Source organism: Dehalococcoides sp. THU4, from assembly GCF_043231265.1.
In the GTDB taxonomy this organism is placed as follows: Bacteria; Chloroflexota; Dehalococcoidia; order Dehalococcoidales; family Dehalococcoidaceae; genus Dehalococcoides; species Dehalococcoides mccartyi.
Genome location: NZ_CP171266.1, coordinates 47,148 through 63,542, shown reverse-complemented (window position 1 = coordinate 63,542; position 16,395 = coordinate 47,148). Strand labels below are relative to the sequence as shown.

17 protein-coding genes are annotated in these 16,395 nt (G+C 46.6%); 7 read left to right on the top strand and 10 right to left on the bottom strand.

The genetic code is table 11. The features are described from left to right. Positions 1 to 8: 8 nt before the first annotated feature. The 3 genes from ACE6F3_RS00335 to ACE6F3_RS00325 are packed head-to-tail and all read right to left on the bottom strand — an operon-like array spanning position 9 to position 4,667. On the bottom strand, positions 9 to 1,922 hold the full coding sequence (locus ACE6F3_RS00335; protein ID WP_096476806.1) for an ABC transporter ATP-binding protein: 1,914 nt from the start codon (positions 1,920 to 1,922) through the stop codon (positions 9 to 11). Continuing rightward, positions 1,919 to 4,144 carry an ABC transporter ATP-binding protein gene (locus ACE6F3_RS00330; RefSeq protein ID WP_279115467.1) on the bottom strand — a complete coding sequence of 742 codons (2,226 nt, stop codon included), beginning with the start codon at positions 4,142 to 4,144 and terminating at the stop codon, positions 1,919 to 1,921. Before ACE6F3_RS00330 ends, ACE6F3_RS00335 begins: the two co-directional genes overlap by 4 nt. Positions 4,145 to 4,187: 43 nt before the next feature. Next, positions 4,188 to 4,667 (bottom strand): MarR family winged helix-turn-helix transcriptional regulator, encoded by a 480-nt coding sequence (locus ACE6F3_RS00325; RefSeq protein WP_324664406.1) that lies wholly within the window; start codon positions 4,665 to 4,667, stop codon positions 4,188 to 4,190. A 133-nt stretch (positions 4,668 to 4,800) separates the two neighbouring features. Here ACE6F3_RS00325 and ACE6F3_RS00320 point away from each other — a divergent pair, with 133 nt between their 5' ends. After that, a complete protein-coding gene (locus tag ACE6F3_RS00320) occupies positions 4,801 to 5,592 on the top strand; it encodes an alpha/beta fold hydrolase (RefSeq protein WP_279115469.1) in 792 nt (263 codons plus the stop codon). 97 nt (positions 5,593 to 5,689) lie between these two features. On the opposite strand, the gene ACE6F3_RS00315 is transcribed toward ACE6F3_RS00320, so the two are convergent. From ACE6F3_RS00315 to ACE6F3_RS00295, 5 genes are all read right to left on the bottom strand, one after another. Further along, positions 5,690 to 6,508: an ABC transporter ATP-binding protein gene (locus tag ACE6F3_RS00315; RefSeq protein ID WP_041342549.1), complete on the bottom strand. Its 819-nt coding sequence runs from the start codon at positions 6,506 to 6,508 to the stop codon at positions 5,690 to 5,692. After that, on the bottom strand, positions 6,501 to 7,580 hold the full coding sequence (locus ACE6F3_RS00310) for an iron ABC transporter permease (RefSeq protein WP_279115471.1): 1,080 nt from the start codon (positions 7,578 to 7,580) through the stop codon (positions 6,501 to 6,503). Before ACE6F3_RS00310 ends, ACE6F3_RS00315 begins: the two co-directional genes overlap by 8 nt. Positions 7,581 to 7,585: 5 nt before the next feature. Continuing rightward, complete coding sequence (locus ACE6F3_RS00305) at positions 7,586 to 8,689, bottom strand: ABC transporter substrate-binding protein (RefSeq protein ID WP_279115472.1); 1,104 nt, start codon at positions 8,687 to 8,689, stop codon at positions 7,586 to 7,588. A gap of 89 nt (positions 8,690 to 8,778) precedes the next feature. Further along, entirely contained in the window at positions 8,779 to 9,306 is a 528-nt protein-coding gene (locus tag ACE6F3_RS00300) for an FmdE family protein (RefSeq protein ID WP_279115473.1), read from the bottom strand. A gap of 389 nt (positions 9,307 to 9,695) precedes the next feature. Further along, complete coding sequence (locus ACE6F3_RS00295; protein ID WP_010936863.1) at positions 9,696 to 10,166, bottom strand: MarR family winged helix-turn-helix transcriptional regulator; 471 nt, start codon at positions 10,164 to 10,166, stop codon at positions 9,696 to 9,698. 285 nt (positions 10,167 to 10,451) lie between these two features. On the opposite strand from ACE6F3_RS00295, the gene ACE6F3_RS00290 reads away from it, so the two are divergent. The 5 genes from ACE6F3_RS00290 to ACE6F3_RS00270 all read left to right on the top strand — a co-directional run bounded on the left by ACE6F3_RS00290 (position 10,452) and on the right by ACE6F3_RS00270 (position 14,266). Then, a complete protein-coding gene (locus ACE6F3_RS00290) occupies positions 10,452 to 12,050 on the top strand; it encodes a 4Fe-4S double cluster binding domain-containing protein (protein ID WP_279115474.1) in 1,599 nt (532 codons plus the stop codon). 1 nt (position 12,051) lies between these two features. Continuing rightward, entirely contained in the window at positions 12,052 to 12,348 is a 297-nt protein-coding gene (locus ACE6F3_RS00285; RefSeq protein WP_278532745.1) for a dehalogenase, read from the top strand. Between the two features lie 58 nt (positions 12,349 to 12,406). Continuing rightward, positions 12,407 to 12,709 carry a zinc ribbon domain-containing protein gene (locus tag ACE6F3_RS00280; protein WP_041223468.1) on the top strand — a complete coding sequence of 101 codons (303 nt, stop codon included), beginning with the start codon at positions 12,407 to 12,409 and terminating at the stop codon, positions 12,707 to 12,709. A gap of 77 nt (positions 12,710 to 12,786) precedes the next feature. Continuing rightward, positions 12,787 to 13,182: a hypothetical protein gene (locus tag ACE6F3_RS00275; protein WP_278532746.1), complete on the top strand. Its 396-nt coding sequence runs from the start codon at positions 12,787 to 12,789 to the stop codon at positions 13,180 to 13,182. Positions 13,183 to 13,498: 316 nt separating this feature from the next. Then, complete coding sequence (locus ACE6F3_RS00270) at positions 13,499 to 14,266, top strand: adenosylcobinamide amidohydrolase (RefSeq protein ID WP_279116068.1); 768 nt, start codon at positions 13,499 to 13,501, stop codon at positions 14,264 to 14,266. A gap of 89 nt (positions 14,267 to 14,355) precedes the next feature. Here the strand turns inward: ACE6F3_RS00270 and ACE6F3_RS00265 are convergent, their stop codons facing one another. Next, entirely contained in the window at positions 14,356 to 14,664 is a 309-nt protein-coding gene (locus tag ACE6F3_RS00265) for a ferredoxin family protein (protein WP_279115478.1), read from the bottom strand. Positions 14,665 to 14,807: 143 nt separating this feature from the next. Further along, entirely contained in the window at positions 14,808 to 15,287 is a 480-nt protein-coding gene (locus ACE6F3_RS00260) for a MarR family winged helix-turn-helix transcriptional regulator (RefSeq protein ID WP_279115480.1), read from the bottom strand. 215 nt (positions 15,288 to 15,502) lie between these two features. Here ACE6F3_RS00260 and ACE6F3_RS00255 point away from each other — a divergent pair, with 215 nt between their 5' ends. Next, positions 15,503 to 16,222, top strand: a complete 720-nt coding sequence (locus tag ACE6F3_RS00255; protein WP_231935525.1) for a response regulator transcription factor — start codon at positions 15,503 to 15,505, stop codon at positions 16,220 to 16,222. Positions 16,223 to 16,395 lie beyond the last annotated feature (173 nt).

The following is a 16,395-nucleotide window of genomic DNA, read 5'->3' as shown; positions in this document are numbered from 1 at the left end:
CAACCGGATTAAGTGTCTGCTTCTGCCGGCCCTGCTTCAAATTGGCTGTTATATAGCGAAGCATAAAATCCGTTTGCTTCAAGCAGTGTTTCATGGCTGCCCTGTTCTACAATTGCACCGTCTTTCATTACCAGTATGATATCTGCATTACGGATTGTGGACAGGCGGTGGGCAATTATGAATGCGGTACGGCCTTTCATCAGATTTTCCATAGCCTGCTGTATCAGCATTTCGGTTCTGGTATCTACCGAGCTGGTAGCTTCGTCCAAAATTAAAATCTTGGGGTTGGCCAAAACGGCTCTGGCAATGGTCAGCAACTGTTTTTGACCTTGGGAAATATTGCTGGACTCCTCGTTCATTATCATTTCATACCCGCTGGGCAGGGTGTGTATAAAATGGTCTACGTAGGCAGTTTTGGCTGCGGTATAAACCTCTTCGTCAGTTGCGTCCAGCTTGCCGAAGCGGATATTATCCATAATGCTACCATTAAAGAGCCATGTATCCTGAAGTACCATGCCGAAAGCACTCCGGTATTCCTGTCTCTTTATATCCTGGATATTTACCCCGTCTACCAGAATCGCCCCGCTGTTTACGTCGTAAAAGCGCATCAGCAGTTTGACCATGGTGGTTTTCCCCGCACCCGTAGGGCCTACAATGGCTACCCGCTGGCCGGGTTTTATATCCGCATTAAAATCTTTAATTATAGTTTTAGCCGGGCTGTAGCCAAAGGACACATCTTTAAAGCTGACAGCACCTGAAATATCCTTCAGGCTAACCGGGTTAGACGGTTCGGGTACTTCCTCGTCTTCTCCCAGAAATTCAAAAATACGCTCGGCCGCTGCCGCTGTAGACTGGAGTACGTTCACAATATTGGCGGTTTGTGCCAGCGGCTGGGTAAATGACCTGACATACTGGACAAAGGCCAGTATGTCACCTACCTGAATAGTTTTTTGTATGGCCAAAAAGCCGCCCAGAATACATACAACCACATAACTCAGGTTGCCTATGAAGTTCATCATGGGCATCATAATGCTGGATAAAAACTGGGCTTTCCAGGATGCACCGTATAGCTCTTCATTCAGCCCTTTGAATTTGGCTATAGATTTTGCCTCACCGTTAAAGGCTTTCATGACATTGTGGGCGGAATACATTTCTTCCACATGGCCGTTTATATGACCCAGATAGTCCTGTTGTTTGCGGAAATATTTTTGGGACCGCCCGACTATCATGGAAATCAGGCCTATAGAGATGGGGACTATTATCAGCGAAGCCAGTGCCATAATCCAGTTTATAGTAAACATCATCACCAGCACGCCCAGTATGGTAACTATAGAGGTAACCATTTGCGACATGCTTTGGGTCAGGGTGTTGGATATCAAATCAACATCGTTGGTTACGTGGCTCAGCACTTCGCCGTAGGTCTTGTTGTCAAAGAATTTCATTGGCAGGCGGTTTATTTTTTCAGCTATCTGCTTGCGCAGGTCATAGGTAACCTTGATGGATACGCCGGTCATTATGTAGCCCATAATATAGCTGCATATGGCACTGATTACGTACAGCCCGACCAGAATCAGTACAATATTGCCGATATAGGTAAAATCAATGCCGGCACCGGCTGCATTAGTAACTTTGCTGACCAAACCTTCAAAAAGCTTGGTGGTTGCATTGCCTAACAGTTTCGGGCCGATAATGGTAAATACCGTACCCAAAATGGCTAATACCAGAGCAATAATAAGCGGAAAACGGTATGGTGTCAGGTATTTCAAAAGGCTGGCCATGGTGTCCTTAAAATTTCTGGCCTTTTCACCTGATTGCGCCATCCGCATTCCGCCCATAGGCCCGCCGCCCATGTGCATGCCGCCGCCCATAGGTCTGCCGCCCATCGGCATTCGTAACTGAGGGGTATTTCTGTTCTGGCTCATGCTGATAACTCCTCCGTGGATAGCTGTGAGAGGGCCAATTCGCGGTATACCGTGCAGTTTTCCATCAATTCTTTGTGGGTGCCTTTTCCGGCAATCCGCCCGTTGTCCAGCACGATAATCTGCTCGGCATGCATAACGGTATTTATCCTTTGGGCTACAATCAAGACCGTAGCATTGTGAGTTTCTTTTTTAAGGGCTTTTCTCAGAGCTGCATCTGTCTTGAAATCAATGGCGGAAAAGCTGTCATCAAAGATATATACTTCAGGTTGTTTGGCTATGGCTCTGGCAATAGCCATTCTTTGTTTTTGACCGCCGGATATATTTGCCCCTCCCTGCGATATAGGTGTTTGGAGGCCGTTTTCGGCGGTGTCAATATATTCTGTCAGCTGGGCTATCCGGGCGGCTTTCTTTAGCCGGTCTTCATCCGCATTTTCATCTCCATATCCTATATTGCTCTCTATAGTGCCGGAGAATAAGCTGGCTTTTTGGGGGATGTATCCGATTTTATCCCGCAAGGCATACTGGGTGACACTGCGGATGTCCGTGTTATCTATCAAAATCTGGCCTTCAGTTATATCGTAAAAGCGGGGAATGAGATTAACCAGAGTTGATTTGCCGCTACCTGTGCCGCCTACAATGGCGGTAGTTTGCCCGAGTTTGGTAGCAAAAGAAATATCCTTCAGGACATAATCATCTGCGCCGGGGTATTTAAAACCTACCTTTTGAAATTCCACTTTGCCTCTGGTGTCGGTATCAAAACTTATGGGGTTTTCGGGGTCCTTGATGGCCGGTTCAGTTTCCAGTACCTCCGCAATGCGTTGGGCGGATACGGTAGCTCTGGGCATCATGACAAATACCATGGAGACCATAAGGAAGGCCATAATAATCTGCATGGAGTATTGCATAAATGCCATCATATTGCCTACCTGCATGGCACCTGCATCTATCTGATGTGCTCCCACCCAGATAATCAGCACCCCCACCCCGTTCATTATCAGCATCATGGCCGGCATCATAAATACCATTATCCGGTTGATAAACAGAGATGTTTTAGTAAGGTCTGCGTTGGCTTTTTCAAATTTCGTTTCTTCCAGTTGCTGCTTGTTAAATGCGCGCACAACCATCAGCCCGCTTAACATCTCACGGGTAACCAGATTTAATTTATCAACAAACTTCTGGATTATTCTGAACTTGGGTATTGCTACTGCGAAAACCACGCCTATCATAGCCAGTATTGCCATTACGGCGGAGGCAATAATCCATGACATGGATACATCCTGCCCCAGGGCTTTGATTATGCCGCCTACACCCATAATAGGGGCGTAGAACACGATTCTGAGCAGCATGACCAGTATCATTTGTATCTGCTGGATATCATTGGTAGAGCGGGTTATCAGCGAGGCCGTAGAAAATTTATCAAATTCACTGTTGGAATAACTTTCCACCTTAGTAAAAACCTTGCGGCGGGTGTCCCGCCCGAAGCCTGCGGCTACCCTTGCGGACAGAAACCCTACCGTAACCGAAAGGGTTACACTGACCAGTGTAAGCAGTAGCATCAGCCCGCCGATTCTGAACATATAGTTCATTTGCAGCCTGTTCAGGTCAATGCCGATAGTTTGATACTCTGTGGCCAGATAACTTACGGCGGATTGGGCAACCATACTTTCGGGTATAGCGGACAGATGGCTTTTGGCACTCTGGATAATGGCATCAAGCTGTTCTGCCGGTAAATTTGCCAGTACCTCAAATATATCTGCTCCGTCAGGCAATTCAAACTGGCCGCCCAGAATATCAGCCGCCGTCCCGTTTTCAATATACGATACCATCAGTATCGGCAGAGGCATAACGGTGTTTAAGCGGTTCAGGGCATTTTCATCATCAGTATTCAGCTTATATATAGGTCCGTTTGCCAAATCGGGATAGGACTCCAGGTATTGGTTATATTCGGCGGCAGACAATAAATTTTTATCCAGCAGTATGTAGTACCCGGTGACTGCTGCCTTGTCTTCACTGTCTACAAAAAGGAGTATGCGGGACATTTCGCTGGAACGTATGGCTGTAGGGGTAGCGTTTTCAATGCCCTGTTGCTGTACGCCTATGTTTATAATTTTTGACATAAGGTCCGGCAAGGACAAGTCACTCATGGCCTGACCCAGCAGCAGGATAAAAATAAATATGACAGACAGGGTAAACGGCTTGAGTGACTTAATTAATTTCCACAAGGGTATCTCCTTCTGATACAAAGGCAATATATCTGTTACTGGGCTAAAACATTTCTTCTTTGGGAATTATTTCGGGGTTGACCTTGGCCATTATTCTGGTAATTTCTTTAAGTTCATCAGTATTCAGGGCATCAAATTTTTTAGCTGCAAAGTTGAAAAGTACATTTTTGAACTGATGGATTTCATTTCTGGCAGACGGGGTCAGCTTTATCTTTATACTGCGTCTGTCAGCCGGGTCTGTTTCCCGTGTTATCAGTTTTTTGTCAACCAGGGTATTTATAAATTGGGTAATAGCACCGGGGGTTACTGAAGTCAGGCGGGCTAGCTCCTTGACGGATATCCCCGAATCACTGTACCTGCTTATTATCAAGACCAATCTGGCCTGGGGAGGGCTGAGGGAGGGCTTTATGACCGAAGCATCCCGCTGAACATTTTTCATTAAAGAAAACATACGGAGCAGCAGCCGCTGTAACAGCTCATACCTTGCAGTATCGGATTCTCCCGGAAACTGTTTTTCAGGCATCTCCCTTTAAAAACCCGCCCTTTATAGTTTAGTTACTATATAATTTAGTATCTAAACAGATATTTGTCAAGAGAATGTTTGGTTTGAGCAAAAAATCATTTGGTTTAAAGGCAGGTAGTGCTAATATTCTGGTATGGGTGATTTGACTGACCGGGTTGTTCTGCACGGAAAACCGCCGTACGCTTTGATGTTTTTGCACGGCGGGCCGGGTGCAGGCGGGGAACTGGCTCACTTGGCAGAGGATATAAGCCAAATCAAGGGGGTTATTGAGCCGCGTCTTTACAGTCTCAGCATAAAGGAGCAGATAGATTATCTGCGGGACATTGCCCGTACGGGGCAACAAAAAGTAGTGCTGTTGGGTTATTCATGGGGGGCGTGGCTGGGCATTATGCTGGCAGCGGCTTACTCGCAGTATATTTCAAAACTGATACTGGTATCTTGCCCTCCATTCGGTCAGGCAGAGGCAAATGGCATTGCTGATATCCGCCTGGGGCGGCTGAATACAGAACAGAAGAGTAGATTAACAGCTTTAAACCGGCTGCTAGCTGAAGCTGATAATACTGCTGTTGCCGATGGGGCTATGGCCGAAATAGGGGAATTGTTTCTGCAGGCGGATACCTATTCTTCTCTGAATCTGCCTGATACAGCGGCAGAGTGCAGTTACCGCACATATAAATCTGTCTGGCAGGAAGCACTTGCTTTGCGGCAGGGAAATAAATTTGCAGGGTATCTGGCTTTGCTGAAATGCCCGGTGGTTGCTATCCACGGGGATTATGACTCTCACCCGGCAAAACCGGTCTTTGAATATTTAGGAGACAATCTGACCGGGTTTTCATCGGTTTTGCTCAGACGGTGCGGTCACTGCCCGTGGCATGAGCAGTATGCGCGGCAAGAATTTATGGCTGTACTGAAACAGGAAATCTGATATTACTCACATGCCTGAAATTGACGCCAGAGCGGCATCTTCGGTACTTCAAAAAACCCTGTAAAAACAGACAGAGCAACCAGGATAGTTATTCCAATCAGGCTTCGCTGACTGGTTCAGGCAGAGTTTGGCTGGGCAGTTCCGGTGCTACTTTCTCATCTGGAAAGGGTACTATGACCGGGATATTCATGTATTCCATGATATGGACATGAATACGGTAAACCGATTCAATATTTTCGGGTGTCATGGTCTCCAGCCCGCCGTAAGAGAATATGCGGGAGTTTTTCAGGAAGATAAAACGGTCACAGTAGCGGATAGCCAGATTAAGGTCATGCAGAATTATGGCAACACAGGTATTATGTTCTTTTGCAATGCTTTTTACTATCCGTAGTACTTCGTGCTGGTTACGCGGGTCAAGGTTGCTGGTAGGTTCGTCAAGCAGCAGCAGTTTCGGCTCTTGAGCCAATGCCCTTGCCAGCATGACCTTCTGAGCCTCACCGCCCGAAAGGCTGGAGACATTACGCAGGGCAAAGTCTTCCAGTTTCATTTTCTGCATTATATCGTATACAATCCGCCGGTCTTCTAAAGATGCATCCCACTTGATGTAGGGTTTACGCCCCAGCAGAATAGTGTCAAATACGGTCATGTTTATAGCCCGGTTGTTCTGGGGCACATAAGCAATATTCTGGGCTATAGCGTTACTGCTCATATCAAAAATACTTTGACTGTTAACCATTACCACCCCCTTCTGGGCGGGGCAAATACGGTTTATACACTTTAGCAGAGTGCTTTTACCTGCCCCGTTGGTGCCCAGAATGGCAATACAGCGGTTATCCTGAATGTCAAAGCTGATATCCTCCAGCACGTTTTTGCCGGCCTTGTTATAGGCAAAGCTGACATCATTTATTTCAATCATTGCTCTTAAACCCCCTGAATAAAAGGAACAGAAATAGCGGAGCACCCAGGAATGAAGTGATGGCGCCTATCGGCAGTATAACGGGAGCAATAACCAGCCGGCCGAAAGTATCAGCCAGAACCAGCAGCAAAGCCCCGGCGGCTGCGGAGCAGGGAATAAGATAACGGTAATCGTTGCCCACAAAACGGCGCATAATATGGGGGGCAACCAGACCCACAAAGCTGATAATTCCTACAAAAGAGACCGCCACCGCTGCGGTCAGCGTGCAGATGCACATACTGATAAGCATAACTGCCCGGGTATTGACCCCCAGACTTTTGGCCGTGTCTGTTCCGCCTTCCATGGCGTTATAGTTCCATCGGTTAAGCAGAAAATAGATTATGGAAGCTGCAAATACAATGGCAAGTATCAAAATCTCTGTCCAGCTGGCTGCCCCCATGTTGCCGAATGTCCAGAAAACCACCGAACTGATTTTAGTTTCATCAGCAAAATACTGGAGGAGTGTTGTGCCGCCGGTAAACAGAGAGCTTAAGGCCACCCCGGCCAGAATAAGCCCGCCCGGACCCAAATCTTTTTTAAGCTGGGACAAAAGTATGACTACAAAGGTGGACAAAGAACCGCAGATAAAGGCACACAGGGTTACAATATAGGGGTTATTTATGGAAACCGCCGTAGCGGCGGAGTCTGAATTAACCACTCCGCCGCCAAAGACGATAATACCCACGGCTGCCCCGAAGGCTGCCCCATGGGAGACGCCCAGTGTGGAGGCTGAGGCCAGCGGGTTACGCAGGACGCATTGCATTACTGCCCCCGAAACTGCCAGAATTGCCCCCACCGCAATAGCGGCCACCACCCGCGGCAGCCTTATATTAAAGATAACCATCTGGGATAGGTCTGAGCCGTTTCCGAAAAGGGTTTTGACTACGTCCGGCAGGGTAATATGTAAAGACCCTGCCCCCACGGCGAAAAGGGCGGCCACCACTGTTGCCACTGCGGCAATCAGGAATACCAGCCTTTTCCGCCTCAGAAAGGCATTGTATAAATGAAATTGATTAGTCCGGTTTTCTTCCATCAATCCTAACCAAGGGTTACTTTGCCGTAACCAGCCCCGGCAGACTCTAAGATACTCAGGTAGTTGTCAATACCCAGGAAAAAGCTGAAAATTTCATTAGCCTTCTGGCTGAAGTCTATGTCACTGAACTGTTCCGGATAGAGCAGGCTGGCCACATAATAGGCGTTTACAATGGGTATTTCAAGGTTGGAATAGTATGAAGTAGAGCTGGGATATTGATAAAGATTGCCGCTCTGCACTGCAGTCAGCTGGGCATATAAGCCCGGATTATCATTATAGTCAGCCCTGACCAGGCCAACACCGCCGCTGTCCAGGAATATGTACTGGGGATTCCAGACAATAATCTGTTCTTTGTCAATCAGCAAAGCACCGGAAGTGTTGGATAGGCCTTCGGTAACGTCGTTAGCGGAAATAACCTCAAAAACTGCATATTTGGTATATACTCCGTCCAAACCGTGCATGCCCTTGAAGGTAGCTGCCGCTCCCAGAACCGAGGGTTTGCCCTGGTCCGGAATACCGGCAGTTCTGGTGGCCAAATCAGCCAGGCAGTCATTTATATAAGTAATAACGGCTTCAGCCCGGGCTCCCACGCCGCAGACGTTTCCCAGCAGCCGGAGCGCATCTTCATAATCAGTCCCGAATAAAGTGCCCATAGGCACTGCCACTACCGGAATACCGGTTTTGGTCTGGATTTCATCAGCCAGTTCTTTGGTATAAGAACACAGGATTACGTCCGGGTCACAGCTGATAATTTCTTCCGGATAATAGTCAGTTGCTCCGGCGGCATCTGTACCCACCAGGGGTACATTAGCCCATACGTCTTTGTTGGCATAAGCGTAGGCGGTAACCGGGGTAACATTGCTTGCATTCATGCCGCCCAGTCCCACTACCTTGTCCGCCAGACCCAGATAACTAATCATCCGGGGGGTATTACCCAGCGGGACAATCTTCTCTACTACGGTGGGGATTTCAACCGTACGCCCCACACTGTCAGTAATAGTACGGGTTGAGGGGTTGTCTGAAGGGTCATCGGTTTGGCTATCTCCGCAGCCAGCCACTGTGCAGGCTACCAGCGAGAGTGCCAGTATAAAAGGGATAACTTTTTTCATAACTGCACTTACCTTTCTTTGTGTTTTTCATTGCTGCTTATCTGCAGGGAGTAAGCGGGATTAACCGCTTAATATAGGCTTTGCTTACGTTACCAGCCCCGGTCATAGGTGGTAAAACAATTCAGACAGACTGTTTTACCGTTCTGAAAGCGCATTTTGTGTTCCGGTGCGCCCTCTCCGCAGACATCACATACCAGAGTTTGAAAGAGCCTGGCCCTTTCCGGCAGGTCTTTCTTGGGCTCTGAAAAGCTGAAGATTTCATCCAGCGGAGCACTTAGGAGGTGTGCCTGCCACTGGGGACGTTCCATTCCGTTATTCTTGCCCGGCTTAAGGCAGACCCTCAGTTTTTTGCCGTCTGTCCGGTTGTAAAAAGAGAACGCCTGCTTGCCGGTTCCCCGGTAAATAAGGTTGCCCTTGCCCATAGTACAGCTCAGCAGGGCTTGCACGGCATCCACCCCGCAGGCATCGTTTTCGGTGATGCATACAATCTGTTCATCTTCCGAAGTACCAATCCCCAGCTTTTCAATAGCCGCTTCACACGCCCGGAAGCCTATGGCCAGACCGGGGCATTCATGGCCGTGAAAGGCTACTGCCTTTTTCCAGAGTTTTTCATCCATAGAGTTTTGTACCTCCTGTTAGTTTCGGCCTAAAGACCTTTAGATATTGATATTAATATCAAATGCAACTAGTTGCATGTACAATGGATTGCATTATACACCGCTTATTTACGGCTGTCAAAGGTTTGGGGGTTAGAAAAACTGCTTGTAAATTTTGCCTATATATAAATAGGTATGCGGGGCGCTCGGTCTTTTACAGAGGGTATTTGTTTTGAGGTGTGAGTACATCTGCATAAATAAGGTGCTGGTTTTTGGATAAATGCAGTTGATATGTTGTTTTGGTGTTTTCAAAATAAGTGCCATTCCTAATTTCAAAATTAGGAATGGCACTTTAGATTAGCCAGGTAGATTTGTTATCAGAATAATCTAAGATATTTTAGTTTACAATTTCAGATTGTTTTAGTTTTTTTATTGAGGCGCTTCATGGTGGCATCTAATATTTTGGTGAGTAGTTTTTCCAATTGCTCTCTTTCATCATCGGTGAGCACAGTTGTAGGTTTAATCAGACTTTCACGTATTTCCAGCATCTGGCGGCAAACACCATAACCTTTTTCTGTTAGAGATATAGTTATCATACTGTGGTTATCAGCATCTTTTTCTTTATAGATTAATCCATTAGATTCCATTCTGTTGATAAGCCCCAGTATTGTGTGGGGTTCGCGCAGAAGACGATGGGTAATATCATTTATGGTTGCTTTGCCGTGGGTAGCTACCTGGTCAAAAACGCCTGCCTGCTCGGGAGAAATACCAATTTTGTAATATGCTCTTTCAAGTTCTTTATACATGGCCCTGCGGGTTCGCATTAGCAACAGGCCAGCTGCATCATTAGGGTCCCATTTGTAAAATTCGCTGAATTCCATAGTCCGTTTTGATACTCCTTTAATACCTTAAATAATATCAACTTGTAGGTGAATCGTCAAAAATTCAGCATAAAGTACTACGCCATTTGGACGATGTATTTACTCGCGCGTTAATGTATCGTACATGATAAGTATCGTATACGATATAATTCGTATACGATATAACGATACCAAAGTATATTTACATATTCAGTAATAGAAGGAGGTGAGAATGGAACGCTGACGCTCGGGAAAGACCGTGTGGCATTTGGAAAGACAAATTATTAACAAAAAGAGAGAGGAATCATGACAGAAGTAAATCGTAGGGATTTCCTCAAGGCCGCAGGTGTAGGTGCTGCTGGTCTAGGAGTGGCCGCCGCTGGCAGTTACTGGAATTCTTATCATGAGGGACAATCTGCATTCTCCATGCAGGGTCAGGAACACCGTCAAGGTCATGAATATTTTAATCGTGAACCATTCCGTGTTGACAAGGTTACCCCTTTCAGTTGGGAGGTTATCGGCCCTGATTTACCTAATAACCATTCCGTAGGGGGCATACACCGCATAGATATGCGTTGGTATTATGGTGAACGGTTTAAGAGTGCCGGACATGCGGTATCTGGAAGTAGCCCGGCGCTGGGTTATGACTTGACCAAAGGTGACCTGGATGCTATGCCCAATACTTGGCCGTCCAGTGGGCTGGCTGGTTTGTCCACTTTCTATCAGGAGTACTATGATCTGTATCCCATGATGGTAGATATAGACAAAGAGTACAAGTATGATTGGCTTCCCCAGCTTGTTGAACGTTTTCAAGCAAGTATAGAAAGCAGAGCCAATTTCAATGCCAACGAAGGCCTTATTGCCATGGCCAGATCTGAAGCTCAGAGAGCCGTTCCTGTCTCCAGTATCACGGCTCCGCCTGAAGAAAATGACTGGTCTGGTGTTTCAGCCAGACGGGCAGTATTTGATTCTCCGGAGCTTGCCAGCCAGCTTGTTAAGCGTATGGCAGCTGACCTGGGTGCAACTTTCGTAGGTGTTACCCCATTAAACAAGGGCTGGGTTGCTTATAGTCATGCACCTTTGGGTGGCTTGGGCGGCGGTACCGGGGGGCGTGGGTTTGGCATCAATACACCTATCAAAATACCTGACTGGTGGGACAATGCCATCTTGGTAACCGGTACTATGAGTTGGGATGTAAACGCCGGTGACCCAAACTATGGTGACTCATGGACAGGTTACAACATTTCATCCCAGATAGCCCAGCAGATGGTCAAATTCCTTAAATATCTGGGTTATCCTGCTCGCTGGCATTCCCCGTTTGGCGGATATGACTTCCCTGTTCCTGGTATTGCTGCCGAATGTGGTATGGGTGAAATCGGGCGCACATCCAACTGTCTTGCTCCTGACTTTGGCGGTAACGTAAGACCTGCCGTTATTACTACCAGTCTGCCTTTAGCCGCAGATAAACCGGTAGATTTTAACCTTGCAGAGTTCTGTAGTCGCTGTAAATTGTGCGCTCAGGTCTGTCCTACTCAGGCTATAAGCTATGATGATAAGCCCAAATTTGAGATCTACGGGCAGCGCCGTTTCAACACTAATCTTGCTAAATGCCGCGACGGTTGGAATCTGGGGGCCGGGCCTATGGGTTGCCGTGCCTGTATCTCAGTATGCCCGTGGACCAAAAAGAACACTTGGGTACATCGCTTCGTGCGTGAAGTTTTGTCTCATGATGCTACTGGTACATCCCAAAATATAGCTATCTGGGCAGAACGGACACTCTATCCCAAGCATTATCAGGAAGAACTTAATCCGCCTAACTATCAGGGTGTTTACGAACCTCCGAAGTGGATTCAAACTAATGAATATGTCAGCAGTTTTGTAAATACTCCAATGGGGGTGAAGTAATATGTGGATGATGCTCTTAAACGTACTGATGGGACTTGGTCTGGCAGCTGCGGCCTGGGCAGTATATTCCATGGCTAAAGGATACGGTAAAGCTGTTAAATGGTGGCACTGGGTTATGCTGCTTTTGTCCGGTGTTTTATGGATTATCGGTTTTGCCTGGTTGGGTGCTCAGCTTGGCGAAGAATTGGGCAGTATGGTGTTCATTCAAGGTGCCCTTTTCGGTTGGGGTATTCTATTAATTGTAAGTATTGTTCTTGCTCTTGTTACTTTCCAGTTAATTAGACGCCAAGAAAAATAAATCAAGCTGTTGGGCGGTGCAGCTTATTACTGCACTGCCCAGCATAAGTGAGAGTAAAATGCCTTTATACGAATATAGATGCCAGTTTTGCCAGAGTTCATATGAGAAAATAGGTAAACCAGAAGATTGCCAGATTGACCGCTGTCCCGGCTGTGGTGGCAGGGCTCAGCGGGTAGTATCCGGTTTTTCATGGAAAAATCAGACATCAAATCTGGTTAAATTTCAGGATAGTTCTGACGAAAAAATGTATTATGCCGAGAAGCGCTTAAATGAAGACAAAAGCCTTGATCCCAATGCATGGCTATTAAAGGTAGCTCAAGATAGACTGGCAGAAAAAGCTGCGAAATCAGCACAAGCCTGAATATGTTACTTAATTTTTCAACAAACTGGTTTGGGAGAACGAAGTTAGCCCTGTTTACAGGGTGTCTATTGCTGATAATGGGGTGCTATGGCTGTGCTGAACCAGAGACAGAAAAAGTAATACCGGATGCTTGCCCTGATTTGGGTTTACTGGTAACACAAGCAGATGTTACCGATATGCTTGATCCGTACGGACGGCCGATTGATAGGGGCAATGTATTTTCGTCATCTGCAGAGTCGATATTTTTAGTTTTTTCGTTATCGGATGATATGTGTTGTAAGACCCTTAATGTGCGCTGGTTTCGGGATAGTGAAGCAGACCCTATACAGATAGAGGATAACTTGCATTCTCAATTTCCCATTAAGCTTACACTTTATGCGCCAGAGGAAGGATTTGTGCCAGGAGAATATCACGTAATTATCTATGTGGATTTATGGGAACGGTTAAATATGCCATTTGTGATAGGTGAATGAAAAACTGGATACATTAAACTGCAGAGAACTTAGAGTTGGTATTATTAACGAACGAATACAAGTATTACCTGCGAATACGAATATTGTCTGAAATGCCCTGTAAACAGGAAAGAAAGCCGGTGAAAATCCGGAGCAGTAGCGCCTGCTATGAGCGGGGGAAAGAGCAATCCAGCAAAGCGCCCGGATTCAGGTACTGCCCTTCCGGTGACTAAGGAAAGAGCAGGTGCGGAGTTAAAGATAATTAGCCCCCTCCTGTATTCCGGAGGGGGCATATTTTATGGGGAAAGGGAATAAGGCTGATATGGAGGGAACAAAGGTGATATCTGAACTGAAAACAGATACCTGTTATAAAGAACTGGGCAGTTTTCACGGGGTAAAAGCAGGCATTGTCTATCATAAGGCACTGGGTGCGTCCACCAATACTTTGGTAATAGAACTGCCGGAGGAAAGGAATATACTCTCCACCCGCACCGGGCTGGGTAAGGCCAGATATATCTTAAACACCCATATACCCCCTGAACTCTGGGATTTCATGCACGACAACTCGTCAGACTGGCAGACAGCCTATTCGGTAGTGCTGGAAGAAGTCCTTGAGAGATATGGCACAGACCTGGATAAAGTCTCATTTTTATCTACCGGAGTAGACCAGGACAAAATAGCCTGGGCGGAAGAAAGTTATGAAGAGTTTTGGGTACTTGCCTTTGCTACTGCCGGGGTCAAGACCAACGCTATGCGGATAGGCTGTGATGCCGCAAGCGGTATAGAGCGAAATGGCAAGTTTGAGAAGATAGGCACGATAAACATCATCCTGCTTACCGGCTCTGCTCTGGAGACACCCACTCTTGCTTCGTCGTATATCACACTGACCGAGGCTAAGAATGTGGCTTTACAGGAACTGGATATACGGAGTGCGGTACACCCCGAATGGCAGGCAACCGGAACGGGAACAGACCAGATAATCAGCGTATCAGGCGGGGATGACAAGTATACCTATGTGGGTGGTCATACCAAACTGGGGGAGATGATGGCCAAAGCCGCAACTCAGGCAGTCAAACAGGCCGTCAGAAACTGCCGGGGATATTAAGCGGAAAACTGGGGAATATAAAGGGTTAAGACGCAAAGTCAGGTAATTGTATCCGGATTAAGCGCCTTAACCCCAGCTAATTCAGACTGTTAGCCGCTATTTTGGGTTCTTTTTAATTTAATTGCTTTTTCATGGCAGGCACTTACGCAAGTGCCGCAGCCTTCACAGCGTTCTGGGTGGACTAATCTGGCTTGTTTGCTGCCATGAGCAGATACTTTGAGCCTGGCGAAAAATGGGAGCTGAGCTTTATCTTCGGCGGATAATTTATATATTTCAAATACACCATTGGGGCAAGCCACGGTGCATTCTCCGTCTCCTTCACATTTAGAAGTATTTATTACCGGAATAAAATCACCCGGGTTGTGTCTAGGTGCTGGCATCTGATTGTTTGATTGCATTTTTTGCCTTTCTGAATTCAAATGGATTTATAGTGTTAACGGCTTTATTATCACTGCCCGCAGGCAAAATAATCCTATGGGGTAAAGAAATATCGGGCTGAAGGTCTGACTAATTTTCAAATCAACCGCTTATCCCCAAACCGCTAAGGCAAGTTTTCTTCGGTAGCCGGTGCGGGGTTTATTTTGCTGACCAGATTGACTAGTGTTTTCATTTCTTCGGTATTCAGCGCCCCAAATTTTCGGGCGGCTGAATTGAAGAAATCTTTTTTCAGGTTTTGAATCTCCTTTTCGGCTGGCGGGGTTAGTTTTATCTTGATACTGCGCCTGTCCGCCGGGTCTGTTTCCCGGGTTATCAGGTTTTTATCAATCAACCCGTTTATAAACTGAGTGACAGCACCCGGGGTAATTGACATCAGGCGGGCTAATTCCTTTACGGATATACCTGAATCACTGTGCTGGCTGATTATAAAAATCAACCGGGCCTGGGGCGGGCTGAGATGCGGGTGTGTGGCAGATACGTCCCGCTTAATATGGTGTATAAGTACATGCATATGTTCGAGAATCTGCTGGGTAAGCTCATCCCTTTCGGTGTCTGCTTTAATCCGGTTGTGCTGGCCTGTCATGTTCTTGTGCTGCCTGCCAAGTAGTAGTTTGACTGTTAAATAATTTAGTAGCTAAACAGATGTTTGTCAACCCCCCGAAAATCCTGGGTAGTTTGTTTTTAGTATATTTTACGTTTGCAGGATTATAAATATTACAGCCGTGTTACATTATTTTTTAAGATAAGATGTAATAAAACGGTAATATACCGGTAATAATTGACTGTTATCATAGATTTATGATGAACAGAAAGTTACCGGATAATACCCCGAAACTGGCGCTCATCGGCTGTTCCGATATTTTGCCTAACGGGCTTGAAAATGACCTGACTGAGGCCGGTTATTCCTGCCTGAGTTTTGATTTTTCGCTGGTTAAGCTGCTGGAAAACAGCACCGAACCGCTGGATGCGGTAATTATCTGCCTTATTGATTGGGATGACGACCGTCTTGAGGCCTGTGAGAAACTTTTGGGCGGAAAGGTTTTTACCCCTGATATACCCCTGGTGGCGGTGGTGAATGAAAAGACCATGCGCAAAATTCCCCGCCAGTTTGAGTTTGATGAAATTATCATCACGCCTTACAGCCGCCCGGAAATGGAATTCCGGCTGGGGCGGATTATTTACCAGTTCCGGCAGAAAGTCAGCCGGAATATTATAGAGATAGATGACATTTCAATAACTTTGGACAGTTATGAGGTCAGGGTCAAAGACCGTTTGCTTAGCCTGACGCTTAAAGAGTATGAGCTGCTGAAATACCTGGCTTCCAACCGGGGACGGGTCTATACCCGCGAATCTCTGCTGGAGACTATCTGGGGGTTTGACTATTACGGCGGCACCCGCACCGTAGACGTGCATATCCGGCGTCTGCGTTCCAAAATAGGTGATTTTAACGAGAAATATATCAAGACGGTCAGAGGGGTGGGATACACCTTCCGCGCTGCCCGTCTGCCGGTTGCCTAGCCTGTTTACCTGCCGGAAACATTCAAGAAACAAACATTTTAACTGCCATTAATTAGCTGGCAACACTGCTTTTGTATAGTAAATATATTAAAAGCAGGGCTGGATTATTGGAAGCCACTAACTCTCAGGATATCTAAATCCCGGCCGGTTAGTTTTCTGAGGAAAGCTATTTC

Excerpts from the sequence above, each read along its gene's own strand:
- ACE6F3_RS00335 (WP_096476806.1), bottom strand. The coding sequence starts at position 1,922 with ATGAGCCAGAACAGAAATACCCCTCAGTTACGAATGCCGATGGGCGGC.
- ACE6F3_RS00325 (WP_324664406.1), bottom strand. The coding sequence starts at position 4,667 with ATGCCTGAAAAACAGTTTCCGGGAGAATCCGATACTGCAAGGTATGAG.
- ACE6F3_RS00320 (WP_279115469.1), top strand. The coding sequence starts at position 4,801 with ATGGGTGATTTGACTGACCGGGTTGTTCTGCACGGAAAACCGCCGTAC.
- ACE6F3_RS00315 (WP_041342549.1), bottom strand. The coding sequence starts at position 6,508 with ATGATTGAAATAAATGATGTCAGCTTTGCCTATAACAAGGCCGGCAAA.
- ACE6F3_RS00310 (WP_279115471.1), bottom strand. The coding sequence starts at position 7,580 with ATGGAAGAAAACCGGACTAATCAATTTCATTTATACAATGCCTTTCTG.
- ACE6F3_RS00305 (WP_279115472.1), bottom strand. The coding sequence starts at position 8,689 with ATGAAAAAAGTTATCCCTTTTATACTGGCACTCTCGCTGGTAGCCTGC.
- ACE6F3_RS00300 (WP_279115473.1), bottom strand. The coding sequence starts at position 9,306 with ATGGATGAAAAACTCTGGAAAAAGGCAGTAGCCTTTCACGGCCATGAA.
- ACE6F3_RS00295 (WP_010936863.1), bottom strand. The coding sequence starts at position 10,166 with ATGGAATTCAGCGAATTTTACAAATGGGACCCTAATGATGCAGCTGGC.
- ACE6F3_RS00290 (WP_279115474.1), top strand. The coding sequence starts at position 10,452 with ATGACAGAAGTAAATCGTAGGGATTTCCTCAAGGCCGCAGGTGTAGGT.
- ACE6F3_RS00285 (WP_278532745.1), top strand. The coding sequence starts at position 12,052 with ATGTGGATGATGCTCTTAAACGTACTGATGGGACTTGGTCTGGCAGCT.
- ACE6F3_RS00280 (WP_041223468.1), top strand. The coding sequence starts at position 12,407 with ATGCCTTTATACGAATATAGATGCCAGTTTTGCCAGAGTTCATATGAG.
- ACE6F3_RS00275 (WP_278532746.1), top strand. The coding sequence starts at position 12,787 with ATGGGGTGCTATGGCTGTGCTGAACCAGAGACAGAAAAAGTAATACCG.
- ACE6F3_RS00265 (WP_279115478.1), bottom strand. The coding sequence starts at position 14,664 with ATGCAATCAAACAATCAGATGCCAGCACCTAGACACAACCCGGGTGAT.
- ACE6F3_RS00260 (WP_279115480.1), bottom strand. The coding sequence starts at position 15,287 with ATGACAGGCCAGCACAACCGGATTAAAGCAGACACCGAAAGGGATGAG.
- ACE6F3_RS00255 (WP_231935525.1), top strand. The coding sequence starts at position 15,503 with ATGATGAACAGAAAGTTACCGGATAATACCCCGAAACTGGCGCTCATC.